The organism is Streptomyces odontomachi (assembly GCF_024435355.1).
GTDB classification, from domain to species: domain Bacteria; phylum Actinomycetota; class Actinomycetes; order Streptomycetales; family Streptomycetaceae; genus Streptomyces; species Streptomyces odontomachi.
In genome coordinates this window covers 874,404-892,907 of the sequence record NZ_JAMJWG010000001.1, presented here as the reverse complement: position 1 = coordinate 892,907, position 18,504 = coordinate 874,404, and the positions used below count along the sequence as shown (strand labels likewise).

The window sequence follows — 18,504 nt, the reverse complement described above, 5'->3', positions numbered from 1 at the left end:
CGATGCCCGCCATCGCCGACATAGAGACCTACTGCGTGGCACCGCGCTGGATCCTGGTCCGGCTGCGCACCGACGACGGCGCCGAGGGCTGGGGAGAGGCGATCGTCCCCAAGCGGCGGGCCGCGGTGCGCGGGGCGATCGACGACCTGACGCGCGCGCTGACCGGCGCCGACGCCGACCGCATCGAGGAGGCCGTCCAGCGGTGCCGCAAGGACGGCTTCTTCCGTGGCGGGCCGGTCCTCGCGACCGCGACCGCGGCGATCGAGCAGGCGCTGTGGGACCGCAAGGCCAGGGCGCTCGGCGTGCCCGTGCACGAGATGCTGGGCGGCCGGGTCCGTGACCGCGTCAAGACCTACGCCTGGATCGCGGGCGACCGCCCGGACGACGTCGTGGCCGGCGCCAAGGCGCGTCTGGCGCAGGGCTTCACGGTGGTCAAGATGAACGCCACCGCCGAGTTCGACCTGATCGAGACCGCTGGGGCGGTGGACTCCGTGGTGGCCAGGGTCGCGGCCCTGCGGGACGCCTTCGGCACGGATCTGGAGGTGGCGCTCGACTTCCACGGCCGGGTGGCCCGCCCGATGGTCCGTCCGCTGCTGCGCGAGCTGGAGCAGTACCGGCTGCTGTGGGTCGAGGAGCCGGTCGCCCCGGGCCATGACGAGTTGCTCCGCGACATCTGCCGGGGCGGTCTTTCGACCCGGATCGCCACCGGGGAGCGCCTCACCTCACGGTGGGAGTTCCGCACCCTGCTCACCGAGGGCGTCGTCGACGTGCTGCAACCGGACGTCTCGCTGACCGGCCTGTTCGAGCTGGAGAAGATCTGCCGGATGGCCGAGTGCTTCGACGTCGCCGTGGTCCCGCACAACCCCAACGGCCCGGTCAGCCTGGCCGCTTCGCTCCAGGTCGCGTCGTGCGCCGTCAACATTCCGCTGCACGAGCAGTCGTTGGGCATCCACTACAACAGCGCACGCGCCGGCGCGACGGCCGAGATGACCGACTACCTCGCCGATCCGGCGCCCCTGACGCCGGCGGACGGTCATCTTGCGGTGCCCACCGGCCCCGGACTCGGCATCGACGTGTCCCTGCCGGAGGTGCTGCGCCGCCGGACGGAGGACCTGCCGGCCGATCCCGACTGGCGGCTGCCCGACGGGCGACCCACCGAGTGGTGATCAGGGTATTGACATTCTACATGCAGAATGTAGAAGCTCCGTAGGGTCTGGCGTCCGGCCGATGGGGGTCACCCCCTTCGACGGTCTGGCGACGCCGCCTACTCGCCCCGCCCTGCCGGTACCCATGGCCGCCGCCCACGGGCGCATGTCCCTCCTGCACCCCAGCGCGCCGATGAACGGAAGCACACATGTCGTTGAACTCCGCCACTGAGCACGACCGGAACCGGTCGAGCGCCGCGCCGCACCCCCGACGGGTCCGCCGCGCGGTGATGTTCGTCTGTATCGCCCTGGCCGCCCTGCTGTACGGGTACGACCTCGGCATGATGGCGGGCGCGATCCTGTTCATCCAGCACGATCTGCACCTGTCGGACGGCATGGTCGGCCTCTTCGTCAGCATCGTCACCGCCGGGACCGTCGGCGGCATGCTCGTCGTGGGCAGGATCAGCGACCGCTTCGGGCGCCGCCCCACGCTGATGGCCGCCGCCGTCGTACTCGGCCTGGCGGCGCTCGGCATGGCCTGGTCGGACAGCGGCACCCCGCTGATCGTCTTCCGTGTCCTCATGGGCCTCGGCCTGGCCGGCATCACGGCGGTGGTACCGGCCTACCTCGCCGAACTCGCGCCCACCCAGCGTCGTGGCGCGGTGACGTCGCTGCATCAGCTGATGCTGGCGACCGGCACGCTCCTGGCGTTCGTGGTCGACTACGTGCTCGCCGACTGGGAGGCATGGCGGGTCATCATCGGGATCGGCGCGGTGCTGGCGGCGCTCGTCGTGATCGGCATGCTCTTCCAGCCGGAGAGCCCGCGGTGGCTGCTGCGCCAGGGCCGCGAGGACGAGGCGCGGGCCGTGCTGCGGATCTGTGCCCCGGGCGAGGAGGACGAGGTCGTCGCCCAGCTGCGCGGCGACTCCGGTTCCCGGCAGCGCGGTGGCCGTCTCGTCGAACTCTTCCGGAACCGGTCGCTGCGCCGGGTCCTGCTGATCGGCTGTGCGATGGCGGCCCTGCAACAGCTCATCGGCATCAACACGATCGTCTACTACGCGCCGAAGATCCTTCAGAGCGTCGGGTTCGGCCAGTCGGCGGCCATCATGAACAGCGTCGGCCTCGGGCTGCTGTCCGTCATCGCCACCGCCATCGAGGCCAGGGTCGTGGACCGGGTCGGCAGGCGGCGCCTGCTGCTGCTCGGCGCCGCGCTGATGGCGACGGCCATGGCGGCACTGGGTCTGGTCTTCCTCTTCTCGTTCCAGTCGCAGGCCTTCGGCAAGGGTGTGTCCGTCCTGGCGCTGGCGGTCTTCAAGTTCGCCTACTCGCTGAGCTGGGGCCCGCTGCTCTACGTGACGCTGCCCGAGATCTTCCCGCTCCATCTGCGCGGTGCGGGGGTCAGCTTCTCCGCGCTGTGGGCGCAGGTGGCCATCTTCCTGGTCACCCTGCTCTTCCCGATCATGCTGGCTGCCGGTGCCTCGCTGATCTTCTTCCTGTTCGCCGTCATGGGCGTGGTCGCCTACGTGTTCGCCGCGAAGCTGCTGAGCGAGCTGTCCCGCAAGTCCCTGGAGACGATCGAGCACCAGGTCCTGCACACCGGTGCGGGGGCCGCCGAGGCGGACGGCCGAGGCTGAGACACCGGCCGCGCACCGGCCGCGCTTCGCTCGGCGCGTGCGGCGTCTTCGGCGGACAGGGCCTGGTGCCAGCGCAGCCCGGCGTGCGCGTTGAGGCCGAGCAGGGGCCGTCCGGCTCGCGTTGGAGAGCCCGATGAGCAGGAACCGTTCGGCGACGGGCCAGCCCTGCCACGGTGTCGGGCCACGTCGGAAGCCGGCGCCCCGAAAGCGAAAGCGTCGCCACGGCGGTCGGGTCGTCGACTCCGACGGCCGCGGCGACGACCCGTGCGGCTTCCCACGGAACAGGGCGCCCGGCGGCTACGCCGCGTTTTCGGCGCCCGCGTTCCCGGCCGAGGCAAGCCCGGGGGGTGCCGCGTCGAGGGCGGTGCGCACGGCGTCGATCAGCGCGAGCGCGGCCTCCTCGGTGAGCTCGACCGCCACCCGGGCGGACGGGCCCTGGGCGGGGTTGAGGAAGTCGATGTTCACCGTGTGCTCATAGGGAGCGTGCTGGGGGTGGTCGATGTAGACCATGGCCTCGCTGAGCGAGAAGTACCCGCGCGCGCCCTTGCCGCTGCCCTGGATGGCGATCTTCTCGGTGAGGTAGGTGCACATGGCTTGCTGACGCCTTCCGTGTGCCGGTGGGAGGGCCACCGGAGAGATGTACGGGGATGTGTCGGGGGCTCTGTGACGGCCGGTGGTCAGCCCTGGAGGTGGCGGCCGAAGAAGTCCAGCACCTTGCCCCAGGCGTCCACCGCTGCCTGCGGGCGGTAGCTGGGCCGGTCGACGGCGAAGAAGGCGTGCCCCGCCCCCTCGTAGGTGTGGAACTCGTAGTCCTTGCCGTGCTTCTTCAGCTCCTCCTCGAGCGCCGCGTTCTCCGCGGGCGAGGGGTGCTGGTCCTCGGCGCCGAACAGCCCGAGGAGCGGGCAGGACAGCTCACCGGTCAGGTGGTCCAGCGGCTCGACCTGGAGGGGGAAGCCCTCCGGCGGGCGGCCGGTGACGAACGCCCCGTAGCAGTCGACCGCTGCCTGGAGGTCGAGGCTGCACGCGGCGAGGAAGGACTGGCGACCGCCGGAGCAGTAGCCGATGGTGCCGACACGCTGGTTGGAGGAGGGCAGGCCACGCAGGTGGGCGGCGGCGCCCGCGACATCGCCGACCAGCCGCTCATCGGGGACACCGCCCTGGGCGCGGGCCGCGGCGGCCGCGTCGTCGGGCTCCGCACCGGGGGCCTCACGGCTGTAGAGGTTGGGGCAGACCGCGGCGTAGCCCTCCGCTGCGAACCGGCGGACGATCTCCTTGGTGGGGGCGTCGTAGCCGGGCATGTGGTGGATCACCACGACCGAGCCGAACGGTCCCGGGGTGAGCGGGCGCGCGGAGTACGCCTCGATCCGGTCGCCACCGTGCCCGGTGATCGTGATGGTCTCGGACAGTACTGCGTCGTACATGAGTGTCCTCTGTTTCTTTCTGATCGGTGGTGCGTTTGCCCTGGTCGGTGGGGTGCCGGCCGAACCGGGTGGGTGGCGGCCCGGTACGGCGGCGCTGCTTACCGGCGTCCGACGCTGCCGGGTGGCTGCGCTTCGTGGCGTCGCGTGGTCCGTTCGGCGAGGGCCTCCAGGGCGGGCAGCGCGTGGTGCAGTTCGCGGACCAGGTCGTCGGGGAGCCGGTCGATCCGGGCCGCGAGCCGGTCGGCGTGCTCCTTGCGTACGGAGATCAGCACGGCGCGGCCGGCCTCGCTCACGCTGATCAGGGTGGCCCGCAGGTCGGCGGGGTCGGGCCGGCGCTCGATCCAGCCGAGTCCGTCCAGCAGGTCGGCCATCCGGGAGGTGGTGGACAGGGTGATCCCGACCCGTTCGGCCAGTTCGCTGATGCGCATCGGCCCGGCTTCGGCCAGCTCGGCGAGGGCGGCCATCCGGCTCGGGGTGATGTCACCGCGCACGCTCTGGCCGCGCAGCAGCGGCAGCAGATGCTGGATCGCGGCCCGGAGCCGGTTGGCCAGTTCGGCGGAGTCGGGGCTGTCCGAGCCACCCGCGGCGTGCGCGGTGTCCGCGGCGCGGGCACGGTCCGGGCCGGCCGAACCGTCCCGGCTGTCGGCCGGTCCCGGGCCGTCCGCGTCCTCCCGGTCGTCGGGGTGGTGCGGGCGGCCGTCGCCGTGCGGGCCGTCGGGCGTGTGCGGCATCAGGGCGCCCCCGGGCCGCCGGCCGCCGGCGAGTGCTTCGGCGCGGGGCCGCCCGGCGCCGGGGACGGCTCGGCGGTGTCCGGCGCCGCGGCCGGCGTGCCGTCCTCGGCCTCCGTACGACCGGCCCGACCCCGCTGGTCGTCGTGGTAGTACTGGCCGCCGCGCAGCAGCGAGGCGAGGCCGGCGATCAGGCAGGCGGCGATGGCGAAGTCGAAGGCCACCGACAGGCCGTCGGCGAACGGGCCCGAGATGAGCTGCGGGAAGAACTCCCGGCCGGTCAGGTATCCGGCGTGTCCCTGCGGCAGCTGGCTCAGCACATGCGGCCCGAGCAGGGTCTTGATCGGGTTGTAGCCGAGCAGGGAGGCGAACAGCACGCCCACCGGCGGCAGGGCCGCGATCTTCTCGGCGTCGGCGTGGTGGACGCCCTGCGCGGTCAGGCCGCTGGTCAGGGCGTGCGGCAGCGAGCCGGCGAGTCCTGCGATCATCAGCGAGAAGAAGATGCCGATGGACAGCACCATGGCCGCGTTCTGGAAGGTGGTGCTGATGCCTGCCCCGACGCCGCGCTGGTCCGGCGGCAGGCTGTTCATGATGGCGGCACGGTTCGGCGACGCGAACAGGCCCATGCCGATGCCGTTGAGCAGCAGGATCAGCGCGAACCACGGATAGCTGAAGTCGACCGGCAGCGCTTGCAGGGCCACGAAGGTGGCGGCCGCCAGCACCATGCCGCCGGTGGCGAAGGTCCGCGCCCCGAACCGGTCGGAGGCCCAGCCGGACACCGGGCCTGCGACCAGGAAGCCGACCGTCAGCGGCAGCATGTAGATGCCCGCCCACAGCGGGGTCTGGGCGAAGCTGTAGCCGTGCCGGGGCAGCCAGATGCCCTGCAACCAGATGATCAGGATGAACATCAGTCCGCCGCGGCCCAGCGAGGCGAGGAGCCCGGCGAGGTTGCCCGCCGTGAAGGCACGGATGCGGAACAGGCTCAGGTGGAACATGGGCGAGGCGACCTTCGTCTCGATCACGCAGAAGATCACCAGGACGACGACTCCGCCGGCCAACTCGGCGATGACGGAGGGGTTGGTCCAGCCCATGCTGTGCGAGCCGTACGGCTGGATGCCGTAGGTGATGCCGGTGAGCAGGGAGACCAGGCCGAGCGCGAAGGTGATGTTGCCCCACCAGTCGGGCCGGGCCGGGGTGCGCACGCCGGTGTCCCGCAGGCGTAGGTACGCCCAGACGGTGCCGAAGACGCCGAACGGCACGGACACCAGGAAGACCAGACGCCAGTCGACGGGCCCCAGCAGACCGCCGATGACCAGGCCGACGAAGGATCCGGCGATGCCGGCGACCTGGTTGAGACCGAGGGCGAGGCCGCGCTGGCGGGCCGGGAACGCGTCGGTCAGGATCGCGTTGGAGTTGGCCATCAGCATGGCGCCGCCGACACCTTGGAGCACCCGCATGGCGATCAGCCAGAGGGCACCGTCCGTGCCCTTCATCCAGGTCACGGAGAGCAGCACGGAGAACACCGTGAAGACGGCGAAGCCCAGGTTGTACATCCGGGTCCTGCCGTACATGTCGCCCAGCTTGCCGAAGCTGACCACCAGGACGGCCGTGACCACCATGTAGCTCATGATCAGCCAGAGCAGCAGGCCCGTGTTGCCCGGCTCCAGCGGGTCGACGCCTATGCCCCGGAAGATGTCCGGAAGGGCGATCAGCAGGATCGACTGGTTGATCGTGGCGATCAGCACGCCGAGGGTGGTGTTGGACAGCGCGACCCACTTGTACCGGGGCCCCACCTCGGGACGGGCCGGCCCCGACGCGGTCACCTCAACGGCATCTCTCACACGAACCACTCCCACCCGGTGGACGCCTCGGGCCCGGGCCTGGACCGGCGTCCCCCGCCCGTCCGGGTCCCGTCCGGGCGGTGCGGACGAGACTCGCGGGCGCTCGATCGGCTCGGCGCGGGCAAATTACTTGCTTGACGTCAACCAATTTAGTCCCCTGCTCCCCGTCGGCGAAACAAGGGGCTCCAGGACGCCGGCGCGCAGGGGTGGGAGGAAGGCTGCCGACGCCGGGGGTGGGGCGTCGGCGCCCGTTTCTGCGGGGGCTGTCGGCTGCCACCGGGTGGGTGTGCCCAAACCGGCGAGGGCCGAGGATCGCCCGCCGGGTGGCTGTCCGGCGGGGGGGGCGCGTCCGATCAGGACGGCACGCCGTCCGGTGTCCGCTTCGCCGTCGACCGCGTCGGCGCCGGCCGGCCGGCCAGCGGCAGGGTGTGGTCACAGGTGGCCCGCCTGGTGAACCAGACGATCTTTCCCTCGGGCGTGGGGCAGGCGCCCCAGGTGTCGCTCAGCGCCGCGACGGTGGCGAGGCCCCCGCGCGCCGGGCCGAGCGGCCGGGGCAGGGAGGCGGCCCGGTCGGAGATCGCCGTGGTCAGGAAGCGGCCGTTCCAGCGGAGTTCGACGATGCAGGCCTTGTTGTCGCCGGCGTGTTCGGCCACGTTCCGGAAGAGTTCGTGTGCCGCGCGGCAGACCGGCTTGATGTGTTCTTCGAGCCCCCAGTAGCGCAGGTGGGCGGTGAGGATGTGGCGGATGTGCGCGGCGCGTTCGCCGGATGCCTGCACTTCCAGGACGTAGTAGCGGTTGACGGGAGCGGTCATGGGCGTGCTCCTTCGCGGCAGGGCCCGACTCGCCGCCCCCTCCCACCCGGGACTCCCCCACCGCCCGGAACGGGCGTACGAGGTGCACCCCACCGCACTGCCCCGAACAGCCGCGGGAAGTGCCCCCACCCACGTCCTGAAGGCAGCGAGGGAGAGCCCTGAGCGCGAAGAGTGAGCGCTGATGAACATTGGGTTACTTTCCAGGGTCGCTGCGGCCCCTCGGCTGCGCAACACGAGGGACCCCGTGGCGCCACCCGGGGACCGCCATACGCCCCGGGCGGCGTCCCACGCGCACCTGTTCGGGGTGTCGTTCGGGGTTCCGGGTGTCGCTGCGGGGTCTCGTGGTCAACCCAGGCATCACCCCAGGTCAGCGCAGGCCCGTAAGACCCCTGAGGGGCCGTGACGGGTCAGTGCACGCCGTACGAGGTGACGGTCAGGGTCTGTGCGGTCGTGCTGGTGCAGCCCTGGAGACCCGACACGTGCACGATGACGGAGTGCCGTTCACCCGGCGGGTAGACGCGGATCCCGGCGACATCGGTGAGGTGGCACTGGTCACCGCCGTAGTTGGCGGCGTTGACGATGCGCAGGGTGACCTGCGCGCGCTGTCCCGGCTTCATCACGACGCGGCCACTGGCCTGGCTGCCGGACCGGTCGGCGGGCTTGCCCACCTGCTTGCCGGCGGCGTCGACCATGGAGACGCCGGGGAAGCCGTAGAGCGAGCAGGCCGCGTCGCCGGTGTTGGTGATCCGCAGGGGCCGGTACTGGGATCCGGCCGCGCCCTCGCCCGCGCCGAGGGCGACCTTCAGGTCGGCGGTCTCGCAGGTGGCGGGACCGGCATCGGCGCTCTTGGGGTGGCCGGTGGTGCCGGGGCTCGACGCGGTGGCGCCGCCGCCGGCGGCGGACGAGTCCTTGCCGGAGGGGGTGGTGCTCCCCGTCGCCGACCGGCCCTGCGCCGAGGCGTCGTCGGATGCTCCGACGGCGACGCTGGGCGGGGAGGTGTGGTCGCTGGTGGCGTTCACCACCACGACGCCGGCGGCGGCGCAGCAGGCCACGGCGACGCCGGTCCACAGGAAGCGGCCCCTGCGCCGGGTGCGGGCGCGGCTCCTGATGTCCTGGTAGGCGCCGGGCGGTGGCGAGAGCGGTGTCACCGACCGCCGGAGCGCGTCGGGGACGTCGGACGGGTCGTGGTCGCCGCTGGGGCGCCGCTCACGGTCAGGTCGTGATGTCATGGTGTCCTCGCAGTTCGGCTTTGAGTGCCTGACGTGCGGTGTAGAGGTCGCTTTTGATCGTTCCGGGGCGGCGGTGGAGCGCCTTCGCGATCTCGTCGATGCTCAGATCGGCGTAGTAGTGCAGCAGCACGGGAACGCGCTGCCGCTCCGGAAGGGCCTGGACCAGTTCCTTGATCGCGGTGCCCCGGTCGGCAGGCGGCGCAGGCTCGACGGCTTCGGCGGTCATGCGGCCCAGGGCCTGGCGTTCCCGGTCGGCGCGCCGCCACTGCTGCTTGATCAGGTTCGAGGCAACGGAGTACAGGTAGGGCACCGGGGCGGCGACGCTGGTCCAGCGGGACCAGAGCCGGGTGAAGGCTTCGGCCGCGATGTCGTGGGCCATGTCGTCGGAGTGCACCAGGCCCCGGCACCAGCCGGCCAGTCTGGGGTAGGCAGAGGCGAACAGGGCAGCGGCAGCGGCTTCCCGCCTGCTCTCCGCGGTCCGTGCACCTGCCGGTGCCGGCCGCTGCACTGCGTCGTGCACGGCGTCCATCCTCTTCCTGCCGTTTCAGGTGTCCGAAGGAGTGGGGTCCTGTCTGGGGCCTGTCGCGGTGGGCCTGGTGCGGGTGGTGCGGTGGTGTCCGGTCGGAATCATTTCGAGGTGTCCCTGCGGGGTGCCGGTGCCCGGACAGCCGGTGGGGCCGGGCGGGGAGCACATCCGCTGGGGACGTCACATCTTTGAGAGCCCGTCAGGTGCCGAGCGGTTGTAAAGGAATGGCCAAGTTCCACGGCTGCTTCGCCGAGTTCCTGATTCCCTCCATAAACCACCGACCGTCCTGAAAACGGCGAGAATGTCGCACCCGGACGGGCCGACGCGGGCGCCGTGGGGTGGTCTGCCGTGCCCGGTACTCCACGCTTCTCCACGGCTTCTCTGCGGTTCCCCCGCGGCTGCCGTGTGTAGGCGGCGGAAGCGGGGGCAGACGCACCTCCGCAGGGGTGACAGAGTGATCGACTTCGACTGGTCATCGAACGGTCACTGTCGTCGGCCGGCCGCACCCAGCGTGGGACTTGGGTGCGGCCGGCCGTCTTTTCGGGGGGCGTCCCTCCCCCGGCCCGCGGGTGTCTTCGGGGCACGGCGCCGTTGGCCGGTTCGGGCTATTGCCGCCGGTCCGTCAGAGTGTCGCCACCGGCTGTCCGGGCAGGTGCGGTAGTCGTCGGTACATCCGCGCCCGTCGTGACCCGAAAGGCAGCCGATGACCCCTCGCCGCGCCCGTCGCAAGGCCCGTAGGACCTGGCTGGGCGCCGGTGTCGTCCTGCTGCTGGTCGGTCTGAACGCCCCGGCGGTGGTCGGTTTCGCCCGCCACGAGTACCACCGGTACGCCGTCAACCGTCCCGCCTACAAGGCGCAGCAGGGCCATTGGGCGCCGGCGCCGGCGCCGCGGAGGTTCCAGCTCAACGCGATCCACGCGATCATGCTGCACACCGGCAAGGTGCTGCTGATCGCCGGTTCGGGCAACGACGTGAAGCACTTTCACGGCGGCACGTTCCGCAGCACGCTGTGGGACCCGGTGAAGAACACCTTCAAGAAGATCGACACGCCGGACGACCTGTTCTGCGCCGGGCACGCCCAGCTGCCGGACGGCAAGATCCTCATCGCGGGTGGCACCGGCAGCTACGAGGTGCTCAAGGGCGACGTCAAACGGGCCGGCGGTGCGATGCTGGTCAAGAACGAGGATCCCGATCACGCCCGGGTCTTCCCCAAGGGCACTGTCTTCCGTTCCCCGTCGGGCGTGGAGTACCGCTCCGACGTGGCCGTCCGGGTGCCGCCCGCGAAGAAGACGACGACCGGCCGCGCGGGCCTGGTCAAGGTCACCGCCAGCGAGGCACGGGTCTACGTGGAGGCCTCCGTGAACGGCCGGCGGGGCATCACGAACACCACCGAGCAGTACAGGGTCAAGGGCCTCAAGGGCGACGAGGAGCGGAACTTCTACGGCATCGCCACCAGGCTCGGTCTCGACAAGAAGGACTTCCAGGGCATCCGGAACGCCTACGAGTTCGACCCGGTCACGGAGAAGTACACGCAGGTGGCGCCGATGAGCGAGGCGCGCTGGTATCCGACCCTGACCTCGCTGTCGGACGGGCGGGTGCTGGCGGTCTCGGGCCTGGACGACATCGGCCAGGTGGTGCCCGGCAAGAACGAGATCTACGACCCGCGGACGAAGACGTGGTCGACGGGGCCGACGCGCTACTTCCCCACCTACCCGTCGTTCTTCCTGACGGGCCACGGCACGGTCTTCTACTCCGGCTCCAACGCCGGTTACGGGCCGGCGGACCGCGGCCGCAAGCCCGGCGTGTGGCATCTGGGCACCAACACGTTCACGCCGATCAAGGGTCTGCCCGACCCGGGCGTCCTGGAGACCTCATCGTCGGTGCTGCTGCCGCCGGCACAGCGCGGCAGGGTCATGGTGCTCGGCGGCGGCGGGGTCGGCGAGTCGACCAGGTCCACGGCCCGTACCGCGATCGTCGACCTGGCGTCCGACCGTCCGACCTTCACACCGGGCCCCGAACTGCCGGTACCGACCCGGTACCTGAACAGCGTGGTCATGCCCGACGACACCGTCTTCACGACCGGTGGCAGCCGGGACTACCGGGGGCGGGGTGCCAGCAACGTGCTGCGGGCGCAGTTCTACGACCCCGCCAGGAACGCCTTCGTGCCGGCCGCCGCGCCCACCGTGGGCCGCAACTACCACAGCGAGGCGCTGCTGCTGCCGGACGGCCGGGTCGCCGTCTTCGGCTCCGACCCGCTCTTCTCCGATCGGGCGAACACCCGGCCCGGCCGGTTCGAGCAGCGGGTGGAGGTGTACTCGCCGCCGTACCTGTACCACGGCCACCGCGCCGCGCTGGCCCTCCGGGGGCCCCGGATGGTGGCGCACGGGGACCAGGTCACGTTCCGCAGTGCGGATGCCGCACGGATCACCCGGATGCGGCTGATGCGGCCTGGTTCGGCCACCCATGTCACCGACTTCGACCAGCGCTCCATCGGGCTCGACATGCGACGCGGCCCCGACTCGGTCACGGTACGGATCCCCGTGGACCGCTCGCTGGTGCCGTCCGGGTGGTACATGGTCTTCGCCAGCGACAAGAAGGGCACGCCGTCCAAGGCCGTGTGGCTGCACGTGGACTAGTGAACTAGTGGACCAGCGGACCAGGAGAGCGGGCTCCCACGTCGTCCTGGAGCCGAGCCCGAAGATGCGACCGTGCGTCAGCGTGCCAGCGAGGTTTCCGGACCCATCACGATGACGGGGTGCTTGTCCGGGTCCAACAGGCGCATGAGTTCCGTCATGTGCTCCTCGCTCAGGGCGATACAGCCGTGCGTGGGGCCGTCGTGATCCACGTGCAGCCAGATGCCGCCGCCCCGGTCCTCGCCGAGTGGCCTGCTCCAGTCGAGGGGTGAGGTGCCCGGCTCGCGGTTGTAGTCGATGGCGATCACGTAGTCGAAGGAGCCGGCCAGGGATTCGCCGTTGAACCCGGTGCCGGCGGCCGTGAAGTCCTCCGAGCGGTCGTAGGGCAGCCGGGTGCCCGGGTTGGCGCGCCGGCCGCCGGCGTCGGTGAGGCCGAAGACCCCGATGGGGGTACGCAGGTCGTCGGCGAAGTGGCGGGTGGTCCAGCCGTCGCGGGCGTTGCGGGCCGGCCAGATGGGGCCGGGGCGCCAGCCGTCCGCCGTGCGGGTTTGCAGGACCGCACGGGCCGACGAGGTGTTCCGGCCGGAACCGGTGACCACGAGGACCTGCTGCGCTTCGCGGGGGATCAGGGCCAGGGTGCGGGTGCCGAGTCCGGGTGGGCGGCGCGGCAGGGCCAGGAAGCGGGAGGTGTGGTGCCTGGGTCGCTGAGGTCCCTGGGCCGGGGACGGGGCGGTGGAGCCGTGCGTGCGCGAGGCCCCGGGAGCATCGCCGAACTCGGCCGGACCTGGTGACCCGGCGCATCCGGAGAGGGCGACGGTCAGGGCGGCGGTCACGGCGGCGGCGAGCGGCGCGCAACGCGGCAGGAGCACCAAGAGCGGGAGCCGGTGGGGACGGATGGCAACTCTCACGCCAGGCACAACAGGGTGGCCCCGTACGGGGTTCCCCGTTCGTGACGAATTCGCGCGGAAGGTGGTCTGCGGCGCGGCGAATGGCCCCCTGGGCAACGTCATTCGGAGCAGTGGCCCGTGACCCGGGCACGCGGACACGCCCCGCCGCGCCGGTCACCGCGACGCCCGCCGGGCCGTCGCGCTCACCCGGACGGGCCCGTGTCCCCCGGTCGGCCTTCCTCCGGGTGGCCCATGCCGGTCTGCGAGGTCGGCCCCGCGTTCTTACGGTGGCTGAATGGCGATCAGATCACTTCGGTGCCTGCGGAGCACCCGTGCCGCGGCGCTCGCCGCCGGCGCCGTCCTGCTGCTGCCCGGTGCCGCGGCGGCGGCCCCGTCCCCCGCCGTCGTGGCGGAGCCCCAGCCTCCCAAGCCGCGGCCGGCGCCCCCGCACTCGCTGCTGGACAGGGCGGGCGAGCAGGTGCGACGGATGTCCGGAGCGCCGGCCCTGCCGGTCGACCTGTCGTCGAGGTCGTGGCTGGTCGCCGACGCGCGCACCGGCGAGGTGCTGGCCTCGCTCAACGCGCACCGCAGACTTCCTCCGGCGAGCACCCTGAAGACGCTCTTCGCGCTCACCGCGCTGCCCCAGCTCACCCCGGGCACCCGGCACAAGGTCACCGACCGCGATCTGGCCGGCGTCGGCGAGGGAAGCAGCCTGGTCGGGGTGGTACCCGGCTACCGCTACCGCGTCGACGACCTGTGGCGCGGTGTCTTCCTGCGGTCCGGCAACGACGCCGTGCACGTACTGGCCGCCATGATCGGCGGGGAGCGGTCGACGGTGCGGCAGATGCAGGCGACGGCCACACGGCTCGGGGCGCGTGACACCCGGGTGGTGACCCCGGACGGCTATGACGAGCCGGGGCAGGTCTCCTCCGCCTACGACCTCGCGGTGTTCGGCCGGGCGGGGCTCGCCGACGAGCAGTTCGCGCGCTACTGCGCGACCGACTTCGCCAAGTTTCCCGACGAGCACGGCTCGTTCGCCATCCAGAACACCAACCGGTTGCTGACCGGCGCCGACGGCGTGGACCGCTACACCGGGCTGATCGGCGTCAAGAACGGTTACACCACCAACGCGGGAAACACCCTCGTGGCCGCCGCACGCCGCGGCGGACGGACCATCCTGGTGACGGTGATGCACCCCGAGGCCGGCCAGGGTTCCGTCTACGCCGAGGCGCGTTCCCTGCTGAACTGGGGGTTCAAGGCCTCGGGGCAGGTGCGGCCGGTGGGCTCGCTGCCGGCGCTGCCGAGCAAGAAGGCGGAGCCGGCACGGGCCGCTGCGCCCCTGCCGGCCCCCGTCGCCAGGGCGAAGCCGCTGTTCAGCACCGGCACCCTGATCTCGGCCGGGGCGGCAGCCCTGCTGATGGCGGGCTGGGCCTACCTGGCGCTGCGGCGCGGCCCGGGCCGCCGGACGGCCTCCTGACGGGCAGGTCGGGCAGCCGTCCGGCGGTGGAGCCGGACGACTCGAACGGGTTGGTGTCGTCGCCGGTGCTCAGCAGCAGGTTGCCCGTGCTGTCGAAGTCGATGTCACCGCCGACGTGGCAGCACTGCCCGCGGTCGTTGTCGACTTCGAGGAGCACCTTCTCGCTCGCCGTGTCCAGCGTGCCGTCGTCGTCCAGGTGGAACCGCGAGAGGTTCACATGGCCCTTGAAGGGCGCAAAGTCGGCGGCGCCACCGTCGGTGGGGGCGTCGCCGTCGGGGGTGTCGAGCCGGGGTGAGTAGTACAGGTAGACGAAGCGGTTGTGGGCGAAGTCCGGGTCGGTGGCGACGCCTTGCAGGCCCTCCTCGTCATGGGTGTACACGTTCAGCCTGGCGGCGACCTTGGTGTTGCCCTCGGCGTCGGTGAGCCGCAGCGTGCCGTCCCGGGCGGTGTGCAGCACGGACCGGTCCGGCAGCACCGCGAGCGACATCGCCTCGCCCAGTTCGTCGGAACCGTAGGCGAGCTGGACTTGCTGGTAGTCCCCGGGGGGATGTCGCCGGGTGCGCCGTGCGCCGGGAAGGCGACGGCCGCCCCACCGGTGACGATCAGGGCGAGGGCGGTGATCAGCCGCCGCCCGCTGTGTGGACGTCGTGACATGAGCCTTCCTTCCTGACGTGCGTGGGGATGTCAGGCAAGGCGCGCGCCGGCCGCGCTTGCTCTTGTGCACTCGCTGCCGCCGCGCGGAGGAGGACGCCTGCGGGGCCGGTACGAAGGGTGGGGAGCGTGAGGATGGGTCCGTACCAGCACGACAGCAAACAATTTATTAACGTGACTCAATCACTTTTTGCGCGACAGCTTGAATCTTTTGCATGCCCGCAACCCGCCCCCACATTTGTCAAGGGCGTGTCAAAATCCCTCGCCGGAGAGCAGCATTCCGGGCATATCACCCGGCTCGCCGCGGTGATCGGCGTCCCGGCACGACCGGGCCGTGCCATCCCGATCCACGACGACGTACCGTTCCGTCAGCCGTTTTCTCCTCATCAAGGCGGTACCGCATGGCTCTGTTCGACCTGCCCCTGGCCCAACTCCGGGACTACCGCAGTACGTCCGTGGAACCGGAGGACTTCGACGCCTTCTGGACGAAGACCCTCACGGAGGCGCGCAGCCACGCCCTGGACGCCCGCTTCGAGCCCGTCGAGACGCACCTGTCCACGGTCGAGGTGCACGACGTGACCTACGCGGGTTTCGGCGGGCACCCCGTCAAGGGCTGGCTGGTGCTTCCCTCGGGTACGACGGAGCCGCTTCCGGTGGTGGTGACGCTCGTCGGGTACGGCGGCGGACGCGGGCTTGCGCACACGCACCTGCTCTGGGCGTCGGCGGGCTTCGCCCACTTCGTGATGGACACCCGCGGCCAGGGCTCCGGCTGGGGCCCGGGCGACACCCCCGACCCGGTGGGCAGCCCGCCCTCCCACCCGGGCTTCATGACCCGCGGCATCGAGGACCCGCACGACTACTACTACCGCCGGGTCATCACGGACGCCGTACGTGCCGTGGAGGCCGCCCGCTCCCATCCGCTGGTCGACGCCGCGCGCACCGCGGTGACCGGGGCCAGCCAGGGCGGTGCCCTCACGGTCGCCGTCGGGGGCCTGGTGCCGGATCTGACGGCGATCGCGCCGGACGTGCCGTTCCTGTGCGACTTCCCGCGTGCGACGACGCTCACCGACCGTGACCCGTACCGCGAGATCGGCCGCTACCTCAAGACGCACCGGGGCCGCACGGCCCAGACCCTCCAGACCCTCGCCTACTTCGACGGGGTGCACTTCGCGGCGCGCGGCCGGGCCCCCGCGCTGTTCTCCACGGCCCTGGAGGACCAGATCTGCCCGCCGTCGACCGTCTTCGCCGCCTTCAACGTCTACGGCAACGACGACAAGACGATAGAGGTGTACGACTTCAACGAGCACGAGGGCGGCGGCCCGTTCCAGGAGGCGGTGCAGCTGCGCTGGCTGCCACCGCGGCTGCGGGGCTGACGGCAGGCGCGCGTCGCCGGCCGGGCGGCGGGGCTCAGCGGCCTCGTAGCGCCCGGTCGGTGACCGTCAGGGCGATCAGCACCAGGCCGAGCACCCCGGCCACCATCGCCATCAGGTGCAGTCCGGCGTCGGTCGCCCGCTGCCCGTAGGCGAGCGCGATCAGGCTGGACGCGGTGATGGCGCCGACGTACTGGGCGGTGCGCTGGAGGCCGGCCGCCGAGCCGATGTCGCGTGCCGGGGCGTGGTGCTGCACGGCCGCCTGGTTGCTGGTGCCGATGAGGCCCTGCGGGAGTCCGAAGCAGGCGCCGGCGAGCAGCAGCACGACGACCGGCGTGGCGCCGCCGAGGGTGGCCAGCACGCCGGACCCGATGGCGAGCAGCACCGCACCGACGGTGAGCGGGGCCCGGATGCCCTTGGTGTGGGCGCCGAAGAGCGAGCCGGCCAGCGCGGACAGCGACATCGGCAGCATGAGCAGCCCGGTGTGGCCGGACGAGAAGCCGCGGGCCTCCTCGAGCCACTGCGTGTACCCGTACAGCACGCAGTAGATGAGCAGATAGCTGATGCCGTGCCGCAGATAGGTGCGGCTGAGGGCGCGGTTGCGGGCGAGCATGCGCACGTCGATGAAGGGGTGCGCGGAGCGCAGCTGCCAGCCGACCAGGACGACGCCCAGCAGGACGAACGGCGCGAGCAGCCACCACATCGGGTGGGAGAGGCCGAGCAGGAAGAAGACCAGGATCGTCAGCGCGGTCGAGAACAGTCCGATGCCGAGCGGGTCGAGACCGGCCCGCGGGGTCCTGGCGGACGCGTCCGACGCACGGCGCGCGGCCGCACGGGGCGGGTCGGCGGGCACCCACACGAGGGCACTGGCGAAGGCGACCGCGGCGATGGGTATGTTCACGGCGAAGATGCCGCGCCAGCCGACCGCGGTCACCAGCAACCCGCCCAAGGTGGGGCCGACCGCCGCGCTGCCGAGCGCCGCGAAGGACAGCCGCGCGAGTACCGGCCGCGGGGTGGCGCGCCCGACCCGGCGTGACTCGTCGCGCAGCACCGACATCGCCGCCGGGTAGGCCGCCGAGGTGCCGACGCCGAGCAGCAGTCGGGAGACCACCAGCCAGGCGAAGGTGGGCGCGAGGGTGCCGACCAGGCCGGAGGCGGCCACCACCACGAGTCCGGCGAGGAACACCCGGCGCGGGCCGAGCAGATCCGCGAGCTTGCCGAGCACGGGCTGCGCGACGGCGCTCGCCAGATAGAGCACGGAGATCAGCCAGGCGGTGTCGGCGGCGCCGATGCCGAAGGAGTGCCCGATCGCCACCAGGGCGGTGGAGATCATCGTGGTGTTCAACGGGTTCAGCAGCGACCCGAGCAACAACGGGGCGGTGAGCCGGGCGCCGAACCCCTTGCGCGGTTCGGCGGGGCCCCCGGCGTCCCCGTCACGCGTGCCGCGGGCGCCGCCGGTCGGGCCGCCGGAGTCGGGCGTCCGCCGGCTGCCGGGGTCCGCCGATCGCGTCCGGTCGTCGGTGACAGCGGTGGCGCCCCGTGCGCCGGGCGGGGGCGCCTTCCCGGGCGTGCGCACCGTTGCCGACCCGCCGGTCCGGGGTGGCGCGTCGCGGGTCACCGACCCACCAGCCTCTCCAGGAGGGCGGTGGCCTCGGCGAGGGTGCGCAGCTCAGCGGCGTCGAACCGGTCGGCGAGCGCGGCGGTCAGCCAGCCCTGCTTGGCTGCCGTGACCGCCTCCAGGGTGCGCCGGCCGCTGTCGGTGATGGCGACGACGGACTGCCGTCCGTCGCTGGGGTCCGGAGTGCGGGCCACGAAGCCCTGCTCCTCGATGGCGGCGAGGGTCACCCGCATGGACTGGGGCCGGACGTACTCGGCGCGGGCCAGGGCGGCGGTGGTGGCGGGCCCGACCGTGCCGAGCCGGACCAGCACGGAACGCTGAGACGGGGTGAGCCCGCTCTCCCGCGAGGCGGTGCGCAACCGGCGCGACAGCCGGCCGACGGTGGCCGAGAGATCGGCCGCGACCTGCTCCGCGGTGGTCTGGTCAGAGATGTCCTGCATGGCCTCCACCGTACGAGGCAGGCAGTCAATCTTGCAAGTTTGCCTGTCGATCTAAGGGCCGGGGCTCCGCCAGGGCCGCTCCGCCCTCGGCGC

15 protein-coding genes and 2 pseudogenes are annotated in these 18,504 nt (G+C 72.0%); 5 read left to right on the top strand and 12 right to left on the bottom strand.

The features are described from left to right. Positions 1 to 2 precede the first annotated feature (2 nt). Together dgoD and NQO67_RS03755 are read left to right on the top strand one after the other, a co-directional pair. Complete coding sequence (dgoD, locus tag NQO67_RS03760; protein WP_255946269.1) at positions 3 to 1,166, top strand: galactonate dehydratase; 1,164 nt, start codon at positions 3 to 5, stop codon at positions 1,164 to 1,166. Between the two features lie 188 nt (positions 1,167 to 1,354). Further along, positions 1,355 to 2,779, top strand: a complete 1,425-nt coding sequence (locus NQO67_RS03755; protein ID WP_255946267.1) for a sugar porter family MFS transporter — start codon at positions 1,355 to 1,357, stop codon at positions 2,777 to 2,779. 41 nt (positions 2,780 to 2,820) lie between these two features. On the opposite strand, the pseudogene NQO67_RS03750 reads toward NQO67_RS03755, so the two are convergent. The 8 genes and pseudogenes from NQO67_RS03750 to NQO67_RS03715 all read right to left on the bottom strand — a co-directional run. After that, a pseudogene (locus tag NQO67_RS03750) lies at positions 2,821 to 3,053 on the bottom strand (haloacid dehalogenase type II); the annotation flags it as partial. Between the two features lie 23 nt (positions 3,054 to 3,076). After that, positions 3,077 to 3,370, bottom strand: coding sequence for a DUF6295 family protein (locus tag NQO67_RS03745; protein WP_255946265.1), 294 nt, complete (start codon positions 3,368 to 3,370; stop codon positions 3,077 to 3,079). An 86-nt stretch (positions 3,371 to 3,456) separates the two neighbouring features. Then, on the bottom strand, positions 3,457 to 4,200 hold the full coding sequence (locus NQO67_RS03740) for a dienelactone hydrolase family protein (RefSeq protein WP_255946263.1): 744 nt from the start codon (positions 4,198 to 4,200) through the stop codon (positions 3,457 to 3,459). Between the two features lie 98 nt (positions 4,201 to 4,298). Further along, entirely contained in the window at positions 4,299 to 4,931 is a 633-nt protein-coding gene (locus NQO67_RS03735; protein ID WP_255946261.1) for a MarR family winged helix-turn-helix transcriptional regulator, read from the bottom strand. Further along, a complete protein-coding gene (locus tag NQO67_RS03730) occupies positions 4,931 to 6,769 on the bottom strand; it encodes an MFS transporter (RefSeq protein ID WP_255946259.1) in 1,839 nt (612 codons plus the stop codon). The genes NQO67_RS03735 and NQO67_RS03730 overlap by 1 nt, the downstream gene beginning before the upstream one ends. Positions 6,770 to 7,122: 353 nt before the next feature. Further along, positions 7,123 to 7,581, bottom strand: a complete 459-nt coding sequence (locus tag NQO67_RS03725; protein ID WP_255946257.1) for an ATP-binding protein — start codon at positions 7,579 to 7,581, stop codon at positions 7,123 to 7,125. Positions 7,582 to 7,988: 407 nt separating this feature from the next. After that, complete coding sequence (locus NQO67_RS03720; protein ID WP_255946255.1) at positions 7,989 to 8,810, bottom strand: DUF4232 domain-containing protein; 822 nt, start codon at positions 8,808 to 8,810, stop codon at positions 7,989 to 7,991. Beyond that, positions 8,794 to 9,330, bottom strand: coding sequence for an RNA polymerase sigma factor (locus NQO67_RS03715; RefSeq protein ID WP_255946253.1), 537 nt, complete (start codon positions 9,328 to 9,330; stop codon positions 8,794 to 8,796). Before NQO67_RS03715 ends, NQO67_RS03720 begins: the two co-directional genes overlap by 17 nt. A 709-nt stretch (positions 9,331 to 10,039) precedes the next feature. Between NQO67_RS03715 and glxA the strand changes: the two genes are divergently transcribed. Continuing rightward, a complete protein-coding gene (gene glxA, locus NQO67_RS03710) occupies positions 10,040 to 11,971 on the top strand; it encodes a radical copper oxidase GlxA (protein ID WP_255946251.1) in 1,932 nt (643 codons plus the stop codon). A 77-nt stretch (positions 11,972 to 12,048) separates the two neighbouring features. Here the strand turns inward: glxA and NQO67_RS03705 are convergent, their stop codons facing one another. Then, positions 12,049 to 12,876 carry a L,D-transpeptidase family protein gene (locus tag NQO67_RS03705; protein ID WP_255946249.1) on the bottom strand — a complete coding sequence of 276 codons (828 nt, stop codon included), beginning with the start codon at positions 12,874 to 12,876 and terminating at the stop codon, positions 12,049 to 12,051. 274 nt (positions 12,877 to 13,150) lie between these two features. Here NQO67_RS03705 and NQO67_RS03700 point away from each other — a divergent pair, with 274 nt between their 5' ends. Then, a complete protein-coding gene (locus tag NQO67_RS03700) occupies positions 13,151 to 14,332 on the top strand; it encodes a D-alanyl-D-alanine carboxypeptidase family protein (protein ID WP_255946248.1) in 1,182 nt (393 codons plus the stop codon). Here the strand turns inward: NQO67_RS03700 and NQO67_RS03695 are convergent. After that, positions 14,316 to 14,986: pseudogene (locus NQO67_RS03695) on the bottom strand (PQQ-dependent sugar dehydrogenase); the annotation flags it as partial. The gene NQO67_RS03700 and the pseudogene NQO67_RS03695 overlap by 17 nt on opposite strands. A 398-nt stretch (positions 14,987 to 15,384) precedes the next feature. Here NQO67_RS03695 and NQO67_RS03690 point away from each other — a divergent pair. Then, a complete protein-coding gene (locus NQO67_RS03690) occupies positions 15,385 to 16,356 on the top strand; it encodes an acetylxylan esterase (RefSeq protein WP_255946247.1) in 972 nt (323 codons plus the stop codon). A gap of 34 nt (positions 16,357 to 16,390) precedes the next feature. On the opposite strand, the gene NQO67_RS03685 is transcribed toward NQO67_RS03690, so the two are convergent. Next, positions 16,391 to 17,971 carry an MFS transporter gene (locus tag NQO67_RS03685; RefSeq protein WP_374118891.1) on the bottom strand — a complete coding sequence of 527 codons (1,581 nt, stop codon included), beginning with the start codon at positions 17,969 to 17,971 and terminating at the stop codon, positions 16,391 to 16,393. Then, positions 17,968 to 18,411: a MarR family winged helix-turn-helix transcriptional regulator gene (locus NQO67_RS03680; protein WP_255946246.1), complete on the bottom strand. Its 444-nt coding sequence runs from the start codon at positions 18,409 to 18,411 to the stop codon at positions 17,968 to 17,970. The genes NQO67_RS03685 and NQO67_RS03680 overlap by 4 nt, the downstream gene beginning before the upstream one ends. Positions 18,412 to 18,504: the final 93 nt, after the last annotated feature.